Annotated in this window: 11 protein-coding genes and 1 tRNA gene; 7 read left to right on the top strand and 5 right to left on the bottom strand. The window is 46.1% G+C overall.

Annotated elements, in window-relative coordinates; genetic code table 11:
• Positions 1-37: 37 nt before the first annotated feature.
• Both purD and IEN92_RS00860 read right to left on the bottom strand, forming a co-directional pair.
• Positions 38-1,315 (bottom strand): phosphoribosylamine--glycine ligase, encoded by a 1,278-nt coding sequence (purD, locus tag IEN92_RS00865; protein ID WP_216159648.1) that lies wholly within the window; start codon positions 1,313-1,315, stop codon positions 38-40.
• A gap of 20 nt (positions 1,316-1,335) precedes the next feature.
• The gene (locus tag IEN92_RS00860) at positions 1,336-2,055 is read right to left on the bottom strand and encodes a YebC/PmpR family DNA-binding transcriptional regulator (RefSeq protein ID WP_215373586.1); all 720 of its coding nucleotides are present in this window, start codon (positions 2,053-2,055) and stop codon (positions 1,336-1,338) included.
• Between the two features lie 152 nt (positions 2,056-2,207).
• On the opposite strand from IEN92_RS00860, the gene IEN92_RS00855 reads away from it, so the two are divergent.
• Positions 2,208-2,292: transfer RNA gene (locus IEN92_RS00855), tRNA-Leu, on the top strand.
• 35 nt (positions 2,293-2,327) lie between these two features.
• On the opposite strand, the gene IEN92_RS00850 is transcribed toward IEN92_RS00855, so the two are convergent.
• The 3 genes from IEN92_RS00850 to lptF all read right to left on the bottom strand — a co-directional run bounded on the left by IEN92_RS00850 (position 2,328) and on the right by lptF (position 5,598).
• A complete protein-coding gene (locus IEN92_RS00850; protein WP_216159645.1) occupies positions 2,328-3,269 on the bottom strand; it encodes a CysB family HTH-type transcriptional regulator in 942 nt (313 codons plus the stop codon).
• A gap of 62 nt (positions 3,270-3,331) precedes the next feature.
• Positions 3,332-4,486 carry an LPS export ABC transporter permease LptG gene (lptG, locus tag IEN92_RS00845; protein WP_216159642.1) on the bottom strand — a complete coding sequence of 385 codons (1,155 nt, stop codon included), beginning with the start codon at positions 4,484-4,486 and terminating at the stop codon, positions 3,332-3,334.
• Entirely contained in the window at positions 4,483-5,598 is a 1,116-nt protein-coding gene (lptF, locus tag IEN92_RS00840) for an LPS export ABC transporter permease LptF (RefSeq protein WP_216159639.1), read from the bottom strand. The genes lptG and lptF overlap by 4 nt, the downstream gene beginning before the upstream one ends.
• Positions 5,599-5,760: 162 nt before the next feature.
• Here lptF and IEN92_RS00835 point away from each other — a divergent pair, with 162 nt between their 5' ends.
• The 6 genes from IEN92_RS00835 to dctP all read left to right on the top strand — a co-directional run bounded on the left by IEN92_RS00835 (position 5,761) and on the right by dctP (position 12,234).
• The gene (locus tag IEN92_RS00835; protein WP_370623893.1) at positions 5,761-7,359 is read left to right on the top strand and encodes a leucyl aminopeptidase; all 1,599 of its coding nucleotides are present in this window, start codon (positions 5,761-5,763) and stop codon (positions 7,357-7,359) included.
• A gap of 15 nt (positions 7,360-7,374) precedes the next feature.
• Positions 7,375-7,839, top strand: coding sequence for a DNA polymerase III subunit chi (locus IEN92_RS00830; protein ID WP_215373578.1), 465 nt, complete (start codon positions 7,375-7,377; stop codon positions 7,837-7,839).
• Positions 7,840-7,844: 5 nt separating this feature from the next.
• The gene (gene lgt, locus IEN92_RS00825; protein WP_216159637.1) at positions 7,845-8,636 is read left to right on the top strand and encodes a prolipoprotein diacylglyceryl transferase; all 792 of its coding nucleotides are present in this window, start codon (positions 7,845-7,847) and stop codon (positions 8,634-8,636) included.
• A gap of 4 nt (positions 8,637-8,640) precedes the next feature.
• Positions 8,641-9,549 (top strand): LysR substrate-binding domain-containing protein, encoded by a 909-nt coding sequence (locus IEN92_RS00820; RefSeq protein ID WP_216159633.1) that lies wholly within the window; start codon positions 8,641-8,643, stop codon positions 9,547-9,549.
• 131 nt (positions 9,550-9,680) lie between these two features.
• Complete coding sequence (locus IEN92_RS00815; RefSeq protein WP_216159630.1) at positions 9,681-10,985, top strand: malonyl-CoA decarboxylase domain-containing protein; 1,305 nt, start codon at positions 9,681-9,683, stop codon at positions 10,983-10,985.
• Between the two features lie 175 nt (positions 10,986-11,160).
• The gene (gene dctP / locus IEN92_RS00810) at positions 11,161-12,234 is read left to right on the top strand and encodes a TRAP transporter substrate-binding protein DctP (RefSeq protein WP_215373570.1); all 1,074 of its coding nucleotides are present in this window, start codon (positions 11,161-11,163) and stop codon (positions 12,232-12,234) included.
• Positions 12,235-12,237 lie beyond the last annotated feature (3 nt).

Raw genomic sequence — 12,237 nt, 5'->3', positions numbered from 1 at the left:
GCTTGCTGTGTAGTCAAGGAGCGTACTTTGCGTTGATTTATTTAAGGGCGCGATAGCCAATATCTTTACGATATTGCATGCCATCAAAGCGAATATGATTAATCGCTTCGTACGCTTTTTGTTGAGCGCCTCGAACGGTATCTGCAAGACCGACGACACACATCACGCGACCACCAGCAGTCACTAGTTTGCCATCTTGCAGTTTGGTTCCAGCATGAAAAGTAATCTGATCTTCAGTATCAGCTGGGATACCAGTAATGACATCCCCATTCCGTGGAGTATCAGGATAGTTATGGGCGGCTAGCACCACACCTAAGGCTGTACGACGGTCCCAATCCAGATCTACCTCATTGAGCTTGCCATCGACAGCATGATCTAAAGCGTCTACCAGATCACTACGCAGACGTGCCATGATGGGCTGGGTCTCGGGATCGCCCATGCGGCAATTAAATTCCAAAGTTTTGATCTTGCCATCGGGTGCAATCATCAAGCCAGCATATAAGAAGCCGGTGTATGGAATGCCATCAGCCTCCATGCCTTTCACGGTCGGCATGATGACTTCGCGTAAGGCTCGCGCATGAATTTCTGGGGTGACTACTGGCGCAGGAGAGTAGGCGCCCATCCCACCAGTGTTAGGACCTTGATCACCATCTAATAAGCGCTTGTGATCTTGGCTGGTTGCTAAAGCCAAAACGTGTTTACCATCTACTAAAACAATAAAGCTCGCTTCTTCACCCGTGAGAAATTCTTCAATCACTACCCGAGCGCCAGCGTTACCCAATTTGTTATCAGCCAGCATCATGTCCACTGCTGCATGGGCTTCTTCAAGAGACATTGCTACCACCACACCTTTACCAGCGGCCAGGCCATCCGCCTTAATGACAATTGGCGCGCCCTTGGCATCGATATAGGCGTGTGCTTGCAGTGCGCTGGAGAAAGTTTGGTAATCGGCAGTTGGAATGCCGTGACGCTTCATAAACGCTTTTGAGAAATCCTTCGAGGACTCCAATTGAGCAGCTAACTGAGTGGGGCCAAAAATGCGCAAACCATTGTTACGGAAGACATCCACAATCCCAGCAGCTAGTGGCGCTTCTGGGCCAACTACGGTGAGATGAATCTTTTCTCTTTTAGCAAAATCAGCTAATTCTTGTAGCCCAGTAATGGGTAGATTCTCAATCCCAGCGGTAGTTTGTTTAGCGGTGGCAGTGCCGCCATTGCCCGGTGCTACATAGACAGTTTGTACTTGAGGTGATTGTGCAAGCTTCCAAGCTAATGCATGTTCGCGTCCACCAGATCCAATCAGAAGAATTTTCATAGTTAAAGATATAAAGAGGGTTAAAGAGCAGCGTTCGTAAATACTTCTTGCACGTCATCTAAGTTTTCAAGCGCATCGAGTAATTTCTGCATACTCTCGGCTTGATCACCTTCCAATGCAATTTCTGTTTCAGGGCGCATCGCCACTGTGGCGAGTTCAGACTTCAAACCAGCCTTGTTAATTGCATCTTGCACCTTTGGAAAATCGGGCACAGGAGTAAGCACTTCAAGTGACCCGTCATCATGGCTAATAACATCTTCTGCGCCTGCATCAAGAGCAACTTCCATCAGTTGATCTTCATTGGTACCAGGAGCGAATAGCATTTGACCGCAGTGTTTAAAGAGAAAAGCTACAGAACCTTCGGTTCCCATATTGCCGCCATTCTTATTAAACGCATGACGCACTTCTGCAACAGTGCGAGTGCGATTATCGGTTAGGCAATCCACGATGACCGCAGCACCATTGATGCCGTATCCCTCGTAACGAATTTCTTCGTAGCTCACGCCTTCAAGAGAACCTGTGCCGCGCGCAATTGCTCTTTGCACATTGTCATTAGGCATATTGGAGTCTTTGGCTTTATCAATGGCTAAGCGCAAACGGGGATTGGTAGCAATATCGCCGCCACCCAATTTGGCAGCTACGGTAATTTCTTTAATGAGTTTGGTCCAAATCTTGCCGCGTTTTTCGTCTTGACGACCTTTGCGGTGCTGAATATTGGCCCATTTCGAGTGGCCGGCCATACGGGTAATTCCTTTTAATAATTTGGCTAGAGACCCTCATTTTAAGGTGTTCTAGGGTGGAGGTAGGGGGCTCTTAGCCAATTTTTGTTACACTCTCATGTCTTGGCTGTAACAAAACAGCAAATTGTGCAGAATTTCCACTGCAAACACCTGCCTCGGTGATGGAATTGGTAGACGTGCCGGACTCAAAATCCGGTGCCGCAAGGCGTGGCGGTTCGAGTCCGCCCCGAGGCACCACTCAACTGGCATTTCTGCCGCTAAGCCCCTAAAAGTTAGATCTCGTAGGAGTCCGATTCATTGGACATCGCCTGCTCGACAATTTTCTTTGTCAGGGTAGGTGAGAAGAGTTCAATAAAGGTATACACAAACGAGCGCAGATAAGCGCCTTGCTTCACTCCTAGGTGCGTCACATTGTTGCCAAATAAATGTCCAACTGGAATCACTTTGAGATTGCGATCTCGGTCGGCATCATACGCATGGCCTGCAACAATACCAATTCCCATGCTAGTTTCTACATAAGTCTTAATCACGTCTGCATCAATCGCTTCCAAAATAATGTCAGGGCTTAAGTTGCGCTGTGCAAAAGCCGCATCAATTTTGCTTCGACCTGCAAAAGCTTTGTCGTAAGTGATGATAGGGTATTTAGCAATCTCTTCTAGTGTCACAGTGGCTTGATTCAGCAGTGGGTGACTCAAAGGTACCATGATGACGTGTTGCCATTGATAGCCCGGTAAAGCAAGGACTCCAGGGGTATTGGCGATGCCCTCAGTCGCTATCGCAATATCAGCACGATCATGAATCAGGAGTTCTGCAATTTGACCAGGGTTACCCTGTTGAATGCTGACACGTACCTTGGGAAAACGCTTCGTAAATTCAGTGAGTACTCTAGGTAGTGCATAGCGTGCTTGAGTATGCGTTGTAGCAATTACAAAGTTGCCTTGATCTTGGCTCGCAAAATCTTTACCAACCCGCTTGAGAGTTTCTACCTCATCGAGGATGCGCTCTATCGAAAGCAAAATTCTTTTGCCGGGTTCGGTGAGAGAGCGAATGCGTTTGCCATGACGACGAAAGATCTCCACACCCAATTCATCTTCAAGCTCAATAATGGCCTTAGACACTCCAGGCTGAGAAGTAAAGAGCGCCTTTGCGGCAGTAGTTAAATTAAAGTTTTGTCTGACGGCTTCGCGGACAAAGCGGAATTGATGGAGATTCATATGGATTCCTATCTATATATCTACAAAGATATAGGAATCAAATTCTAAATGAATTTTGGGTATTAGGCCTTAGAAACCCAGCGTAATCCGACTAATGCGAGGAAGAAATACAGCAAAGGTGGGATCAAGGCGGTCATAAATGCAGGCCATGAGCCCAGTAAGCCTACATTTGAGAATAGTGAGTTAAAGAGTTGAAAACTCATCCCCAGCATGATTCCACCAAATACTTTGATACCCACACTTCCGGCGCGTACTTTTAAGTAGGCAAAAGGCAGGGCTAAAGCAAGCATTACAAAAATCGTAAAGGGGTAAACCACTTTTTTCCAAAAAGCGATGGAGTGACGTTGGGCATCTTGTTTATTCTCCCGTAAATGAGAAATGAATCGACCCAAACTCACGATAGACATTTTTTCTGGACTAATCAGTAACACGTTCAAAATTCGCGGCGTGACTTCAGATTCCAAAGTCAGAATGGGGTGTGTAAATGTTTGCGCAGAAAAGACTGGATTCAAGGGGTCTGTTTGTTTGGTTTCTTTGAAGCGCGTTTCAGTGACATCATTGAGTACCCAGATGCCTGTTTCATCGAACTGACCTGATACTGCGCTACGAATGGAGAGAAGATGGTAGGTGTCATCAAACTCATACATCCGTATATTGTGGATCTCATTATCTTTATCTACGGTGCCCACGTTTACATAGCGTACTCCGGGGCGAACTGGACCGCTACCATCTTCGTCGCGCAGACGATCTTTCACCCAGACGCCGGTTCTAAATTGAGATGAATAAGTAGACCCTAGAGCCTTCATTCGAATTTGCTCAGATTTTGCTTCGGTAAATGGTCCAACCCACTCACTCATGACAAGTGTGAGGACAATCAGTGGCAGAGAAATCTTGGCAAGAGTAATTAGGCCACGCTTGACGTCTAATCCTGCAATGCGCAGAATTGTGAACTCAGATTGACTTGCCAGCATGGCAAACACATAGATGCTCCCAATCAATCCAGCAATCGGAATAATTTCAGAGATCCGACTCGGTGCTTTCAAAAGCACGTGCAACAGTGCTAAAGGAAGCGTATATCCGCCTTGTACTGAGCCCAGCTCGCTCAAAATATCAAAGAACAAAAACAAGGCAACTAGCGCAAACAGAATAAAACCAAATGCCGCATAAATTTGCTTGGCTAAGTAACGCTCGTAGATGAATGGAAAGAGCAATTTCATTTGCGACCAAGCCTTGCGGGTAGTTGTCGCTGCCACCATTTGAGGGATGGGTTAATACGATTGCGGATTAGGAATAGCGCAATGAGTAGTGCAAGTAGATGGATTGGCCAAATGCCAAGCAACATACTCAACTTGCCTTTTGCAACAAAGTTCTGCGTGAGATTGAGTAGATTGCTATAAATTAAATAAATTAAGACTGCATAGAACATCGCAGTGTAGTTACCCAATCTCGGATTCACGTAGGCTAAGGGAATCGCAATCAGAACAAGGCCAAGCGCCATGAGCGGAAGACCAATGCGCCATAAAAGTTCGGCGCGGTTTGGATTGAGCATCTCTGGGCTAGTGTCATTTAAGAGCTCTGAGATAGTCTTTTCTCGATCCCGTGGGGCTGGAGCCAAAGCCTCCTTACTCCGAATCTTTGTGCTGTATTCATCAAATTCTAGAATTCTGAAATCGGGCTGGGTAGGCTGGCCTTCATAGCGGCGGCCATGGTGTAGAACGATGGATTTTTCGCCACCCTGAGAGTTTTGCACAAAGCCAGTTGCGGCAACGGCTACGCTTAGGCGCCCATTTTTTGAGTCGGCAACGAAGATATTTTTTACTTCGTTTTTATCAATATCGAGTTCCTCAATAAAGAACACCCGTTCTGCTTTGGCGGATTCTTTGAATTGACCAGCGCTCACCATTGAGACGTCATCACGCTGTTGGAAGCGTTGGCTAATCAGGGTTGATTCTCGATTTGCCCAAGGCCATACAAACAAGGCCAACAATGCAATGATGATGAGAAGAGGAGTAGCAAATTGCAAAATAGGACGAATGAGATTCGTAATGCTCAGACCGCTGGCAAACCAGACGATCATTTCAGAGTCTTTGTACCAACGAACAAGAACAATTAAGACTGCTACAAACAGCGACACCGTCAGTAATACCGCAAGGTAACCCAAAGTAGCCAGCGCTATTAATACCAGCGCATCTTCAGGGTTGACTGTGCCGTTAGCTGCATAGCCCAAAATTCGGATCACTAGGGTGGTCACCATAATGGTGACCAAGACCAAAAATACCCCACCAGTCGTAAAACTGAGTTCGCGGCGGAGGGCTTGGTGGAAAATCATGCTTTGGTAGATGGCTCTGGGAATTTGGGAGTGGGGCTTAAATGGCTTATATTGGTGTAGATAAAAGAAGAAGCTCTACTGTCGGAGGATAATGGATAAAAGAGCCATTTCCTGAATTTATACCCCTTTGAATCGACCAAAACACTGCAATAGATTATGACCATTCAATTTAGTACCAAGATTTTCCCTCAAGCTGACCTCCAGAGTCCAAAACTCCTCAAATCTGGCCTGAAAGGCTTGTTAGCCCACAGTTCCGATTGTTTGGTGTTGGCCTTTTCCAAGGCAGATTTTGACGCACTCAGCGGCACTAAGAATGCAAAGCATAAGGCTGGGCTTCTCGTTGAGCTTGATCAGTTCCTTAGTGGTGCTGTCGGGCATGCCCTTTCTCTTGGCGATCTTGATGTGAAGCAATCGTCAGTTTGCCTATTGCGTGCGGATAAGACTTGGGTGGCAAATGGAGTGAAGGCTAAACGTGTTCTCTTGATTGGCTTGGGTGATAGCCATGTCGCAGGTGAGCGCAATTTAGTGAGCTTTTCAAAGGTGGCGCGTGCGGGATTAAAAGCACTCAGCGGCGGGTCGATTCAAAGTGCTCTATGGTTTGTACCCAGCTTTACTCATCATGCAGAATTGCTTGCTGAAGAGGTACGCTTATGTATTCAGTATGCAGGTGATCAGGCCTATCGTTTTGGGGTTCGTCAACCTACTATGAAGCACAAGGCAAAAGATAAAGCAGATTCTTTTAAGCATCTAGTATTCGCGGGCAACAATGCTTGCGCAAAACCATTGAAGGCTGCTGTTGAGCAAGGTATTGCGATGACTGAAGGCATGCATCTCGCAAAAGACCTAGGCAATCTTCCTCCCAATGTGTGTACCCCGACCTATTTAGCCAAGACTGCTCAAGGCTTGAGCAAAAAGGCTGGTCTTAAAGTAGATGTACTGGGACGCAAGCAGATAGAAGCCCTAGGTATGGGTTCGTTTCTATCGGTAACTCAAGGCTCTGAGACCCCTCCGCAATTTATTGTGATGCGTCATCAGGGTGGTAAAGCTGGTGAAGCACCCATTGTGTTGGTGGGCAAAGGGATTACCTTTGACACCGGTGGTATCTCATTGAAGCCGGGCGAAGCCATGGATGAAATGAAGTACGACATGTGTGGTGCTGCTTCAGTGATTGGGACTCTGTATGCAGCGGGTTTGATGAAGCTCAAAAAGAATGTGATTGGCGTTATTCCAAGTTGCGAGAACATGCCATCGGGTCGAGCGACTAGACCGGGCGATATTGTGAAAAGCATGTCTGGTCAAACAATTGAGATTCTCAATACGGATGCAGAAGGGCGTTTAATACTCTGTGATGCCCTAACTTACGTTGAGCGCTTTAAACCTAAAGCGGTTATTGATATTGCCACTCTGACTGGTGCTTGTGTGATTGCTTTAGGGCATGTACACAGCGGCTTATTCTCGGAGGATGAAGACTTGGTGTCCGCTTTAACTAAAGCGGGTAATGCTTCACTGGATACTGTTTGGCGTCTCCCTTTAGATGCCGCTTACCACGAGCAATTAAAGTCGAATTTTGCGGATGTAGCCAATATTGGCGGTCGGCCTGGCGGCAGCATTACGGCGGCTTGCTTCTTGTCGCGGTTCACTGAAAAGTACAAGTGGGCCCACTTAGATATTGCAGGGACTGCTTGGAAGAGTGGCGCAGCTAAAGGTTCAACAGGTCGTCCAGTGCCTTTGCTGGTGAATTATTTGCTCGAGTCTAAGTAATTTATTTAAGTTCACATGGCGCGCATCGACTTTCACAGTAATGTTGGGGATAAGCTGGAATACGCTTGCCGCTTAACGCGCAAGATTTGGAGTGCTACACCTGCTGGGCAAGCAGTGCGCAATATTGTGATGATTGGTGAAGCTGCAGATTTGAAAAAATTAGATGCATTACTTTGGTCTTTTAGTGCAACTGACTTTTTGCCCCATTGCTTTATTGATGACGAAGCTGCCACTGAGACTCCCATCGTATTAACGGACGACTTTTCTTCTCCTGCGCTACAAAATATTCCTCATGCAGATGTGATGATTCATTTGGGGATGCGCATGCCCAAGGATGTTCCTACATTAGTGGCTCGCTTTCCCCGAATTGTGGAAGTAGTGACAGTCAATGAAGCAGAGCGCTTAGCTGGGCGTGAGCGCTATAAAGCCTATCGCGAGTTGGGTCACGAGCTGCATAACTTTGACCAGTCCAAGAGTTAATTTGAATGTTCATTCATCCTCAGTTTGATCCTGCAGCGATTCGTATTGGATCGTTCGCAGTCCATTGGTATGGTTTGATGTACCTAATGGCTTTTGCGCAGTTCTTGCTCTTAGGTCGTTTGCGCATTCGTGCACCTCGTTATCAAGCTCTCGGCTGGACTTATAAAGACCTTGAAGACTTGCTTTTTGCAGGTGTTCTGGGGGTTGTGCTCGGTGGGCGCTTGGGTTACGTACTATTTTATATGCCTGGCTTTTATCTTTCACACCCCTTGAGTGTTTTTAAAATCTGGGAAGGCGGCATGTCTTTCCATGGAGGTTTGTTGGGGGTTTTAGTGGCTCTGTATTGGTTTGCCAAAAATAGAAAGACCAGTTTCTTTGTGGTGAGTGACTTAGTAGCGCCACTCGTACCATTTGGTTTGGCATTTGGGCGCTTGGGTAATTTCATTAATGGTGAGCTCTGGGGCAGACCTACTGATCTTCCCTGGGCAATGGTCTTTCCTTTAGTGGATAGCATCCCGCGTCATCCATCCCAGATCTATCAGATGTTTGGTGAAGGTGTCTTATTGGGTATTGTGTTGTGGATCTATTCCAGCAAACCCCATCGTATTGGCCAAGTTTCAGGACTTTTTCTTCTAGGTTATGGAGTTTGCCGATTCTTAGCTGAATACGCTCGAGAGCCAGATGCTTTCTTGGGTCTTCTCGGGCTTGGGCTATCTATGGGGCAATGGTTATGCCTGCCAATGATTTTCTTGGGCATTTACCTGATGACTATATTTAAATCGAAGGCTGCTGCATAAGCTAATGCTGAATGAAGAACTCACCCTTCGTAAGCTGGAGATTCTGTGCTCTTTTGTGCGGACTGGAAGTCTCACCAAAACTGCCGATGAGTTGCACTTAAGCGCAGTCAGCATTCACAAGGCGCTTCATTCTTTAGAGGTCGGCATTGCATGTCCTTTATTCGTTAAGGAAGGGCGGCAACTGAAGCCTTTGCCTGCAGCGCTTTATCTGGCTGAAGCCAGTAGCGAGTGGCTGGGAGATATGGAGCGCATTCTCAAGAAGGCGAGAGCTAAAGCAGGCGTTGAGAGCAGTCAAATTCGCTTAGGCTCGATGTATTCCCTAACGGCCAACATCATTCCGCGATTGATTATGGGTACCAAAATTCGTAGGCCTGAATTGGATATTGATTTGTATCTGGGTTCGAATGAAGATCTCATGAAGAAGTTATCAGAAGGGGCGGTAGATGCGATAGTCATTGCAGTTCCCTCAGAAAATTTGCCAGAGGGGGTGCAGGTAGTTCCCTTGTTTGAGGATCAACTGTATTTGGCTTCATCGAAGAAAAGTAAACCCTTGCAATCCAGTGTTGATTTATCTGAATACAAAGATGAGAAATTTATGACCTTGCAGGACGGTTTCGCAACGACTGCAGGTTTTTATGAGGCCTTTCGCTTGGCTGGTTTTGAGCCGAGTGTTGTGATGAAAGTAGGCGATATTTTTTCCCTGATGAATATGGTTTCGGGTGATTTGGGAAGGTCGCTGCTGCCTGGAAGAGTCAAGGCTTTAATGGGCGATGCCCTAGACTTCACCCCTCTAATGCCAAAATATCAGGTCTTTCAGCATATTGCCCTTTTGTACCTTCAGGCTAATGAAGCCAACCCCAATGTTTTAGCCTTAGCGGCTGAAACCCGTATGTTGCAACGCAATAATAATTAAGCACTCCAAAACTTTGCTAATATTCATTAACTTAAAGTTAATGAATATGAATCTGCGTTAATTGATTCTGACATCAAGCGGTAATAAATTGAATCGGTCTATTTACGGACTGATTTTTTAAAGAGATCTACATGCTTGAAAAGTTAGCAAAAGCCCGTTACTTATCTCGCCTAACCGGCGCAGTAAATCGCTTGATATCTGAGCGAGGGGAGTCTAATGCTGTCAGCATGGCAGATGAAGTGATTAACAATTACCGCAAGTTGTCAAAAGATCAGCACGCGAAGTTTTTCACATTCTTATTTCAAAAACTCAATCCGGATCCAGCAGCAGTGATGGCTGCAGCACAAAATTTTTCCGCAGAAGCCAACGCCAGAAACTATATTAAGTTACAACGTGTTGCTGAGCCACCAAGACAGGAGTTATTCCGTCGCTTAAATCGTGCCACCAATGGCACTGCTGCTCTTGTGGCAATGCGTCGTGATCTATTAGCGCTTCTTGAAAAGCAACCTGAATTAACGGCCGTAGATTTTGATTTACGGCACTTACTATCTTCTTGGTTCAATCCTGGTTTCTTAAAGATGCATCAGGTTGATTGGAAATCTCCTGCAGAGATTTTGGAGAAGCTGATTCAGCATGAAGCGGTGCATGCGATTGATGGTTGGGATGACCTGCGCCGCCGTCTCCAGCCTGATCGTAGATGCTTTGCATTTTTCCATCCGCAATTACCTAATGAGCCATTAATCTTTGTTGAAGTAGCCTTGCTGCCAGAGATTCCTGCGGTAATTACTCCGCTGGTCGATAAGAAAGCAGAGACTGTTCATCAAACTACAAACTATAAGGTTGCTGCGTTTTACTCGATCAGTAACTGCGAGCCTGGTTTGCGTGGTGTTTCGATGGGTAACTTTTTAATTAAGCGCGTTGCTGAAAAGTTGCATGCTGAATTTCCAGGATTAAAAACCTTTGTAACCTTGTCACCAATTCCAGGTTTTATTGACTGGGTTGCTGCCGGTGCTGATCTTGGTCCAGATAAAGCGGGCGCTCAACTGAAGCCAGCGATTCGGGTTGCTAAGGAGCAAGCTCTAGAAGCCTTGGGTTTAGCTAATCGCTCTTGGACGGAGAGATTGAGTGGTGGATGGCATCCAGATAATGCAACTGAAAAAGAAAAAAATGCTTTGCTAAGTTTGGCAAGTATTTATCTTGGATTAGGGTCTGCAGGCCGCAACGGTAATCCAGTAGCCAAATTCCATTTAGGTAATGGCGCAAGACTGCATCAGATTAACTGGGCTGCTGATCTCTCCCGCAAGGGATTGCGTCAATCTGCTGCGCTGATGGTGAACTATTTGTATGATCTCTCCGCAGTTGAGGAGAATCATGAGCGATTTACACAGGGTGAAATTGATTATTCGCGTGCAGTTGGTCGTTTAATGGCACCTTGATGGGGATGAAAGCAAGATTTAAAGCAGTTTAAGCAATATATAGCTGGAGGAGATGTTCTAAAGCAGAATTCATAGAGTATTCGCTTTAGAATGAAAACAAAGAAGCTGGGCGCTAAGATCCGGCAATTTATAAGTAGTTTGAATAAATATAAAGACAAGAAATTAGGAGATCAATATGAGCAATGAATTCAATTCAGGATCTGGCGCATCTAAACCAAATGCACTGCGCCGCCAATTGTTGGCGAGTTCTGCAGCGCTGCCTTTAGCTGGCGTAATGGGCTATAGCCCAAATATCAATGCACAAGGCGCCACAAAAACCTTAAATATTTCTCATCAGTTTCCTGGCGGAACCATTCAAGCAGGCGATTTTAGAGATCGCTTGTGTCGTAAATTTGCTGAGTCCGTAGAAAAGCGCACTAAAGGCGCGCTGAAGTTTCAGGTTTATCCTGGATCATCCCTCATGAAAACCAATGCCCAATTTAGTGCAATGCGTAAGGGTGCTCTAGATATTTCATTGTTCCCGATGCCCTATGCCGGCGGTGAAGTTTCTGAGCTCAATATTGGATTGATGCCAGCACTGGTGAGTAGCTATGAGCAGGCTGCAAAATGGAAAACTGCTGAAGTAGGGCGCATGCTGACCAAGATCCTAGAAGATAAGGGTATTGTGATTCTCAGTTGGGTTTGGCAGGCAGGTGGCGTTGCCAGCCGATCCAAGCCAATCGTGCTTCCGGAGGATGTAAAGGGCATGAAAATCCGTGGTGGTAGCCGTGAATTTGATTTGATGCTCAAAGCTGCAGGCGCATCTGTTATTTCTTTGCCATCCAATGAAATCTACGCAGCCATGCAGACCGGTGCAATGGACGCGGCATTTACTTCTTCAACCAGCTTCATGTCTTTCAAGCTGGAAGAGTTGGCAAAAGCATTTACTAGTGCCCGCAATAAATCCTATTGGTTCATGCTTGAGCCACTAATGATGTCCAAACAAATTTTTGATGCATTACCAAAAGATCAACGCGATGCTTTGATGGCTGCGGGTGCTGAGATGGAAAAATTTGGTATGGAGCAGGCCAAGGACGATGACAAAACAGCGGCACTGGCTTACGCAAGAGCAGGCAGCAAGGTGACAGATATCGATACAGCAATCGTGGATAAGTGGAAAGCCATTGCGCGCGATAGTGCTTGGAAGGATTACGCCGAAAAGAATGAAAGCTGTGCGGCATTACTCAAAGCAGCAGAAAAAGTGACCTAAACC

It is taken from the genome of Polynucleobacter sp. MWH-Creno-3A4 (assembly GCF_018881885.1).
GTDB lineage: Bacteria > Pseudomonadota > Gammaproteobacteria > Burkholderiales > Burkholderiaceae > Polynucleobacter.
Note: the sequence above shows the minus strand (reverse complement) of the source record. Positions and strands in the feature narration are given on the sequence as shown.

Excerpts from the sequence above, each read along its gene's own strand:
- IEN92_RS00850 (WP_216159645.1), bottom strand. The coding sequence starts at position 3,269 with ATGAATCTCCATCAATTCCGCTTTGTCCGCGAAGCCGTCAGACAAAAC.
- dctP (WP_215373570.1), top strand. The coding sequence starts at position 11,161 with ATGAGCAATGAATTCAATTCAGGATCTGGCGCATCTAAACCAAATGCA.
- lgt (WP_216159637.1), top strand. The coding sequence starts at position 7,845 with ATGTTCATTCATCCTCAGTTTGATCCTGCAGCGATTCGTATTGGATCG.
- lptF (WP_216159639.1), bottom strand. The coding sequence starts at position 5,598 with ATGATTTTCCACCAAGCCCTCCGCCGCGAACTCAGTTTTACGACTGGT.
- IEN92_RS00830 (WP_215373578.1), top strand. The coding sequence starts at position 7,375 with ATGGCGCGCATCGACTTTCACAGTAATGTTGGGGATAAGCTGGAATAC.
- lptG (WP_216159642.1), bottom strand. The coding sequence starts at position 4,486 with ATGAAATTGCTCTTTCCATTCATCTACGAGCGTTACTTAGCCAAGCAA.
- IEN92_RS00860 (WP_215373586.1), bottom strand. The coding sequence starts at position 2,055 with ATGGCCGGCCACTCGAAATGGGCCAATATTCAGCACCGCAAAGGTCGT.
- IEN92_RS00815 (WP_216159630.1), top strand. The coding sequence starts at position 9,681 with ATGCTTGAAAAGTTAGCAAAAGCCCGTTACTTATCTCGCCTAACCGGC.
- IEN92_RS00820 (WP_216159633.1), top strand. The coding sequence starts at position 8,641 with ATGCTGAATGAAGAACTCACCCTTCGTAAGCTGGAGATTCTGTGCTCT.
- purD (WP_216159648.1), bottom strand. The coding sequence starts at position 1,315 with ATGAAAATTCTTCTGATTGGATCTGGTGGACGCGAACATGCATTAGCT.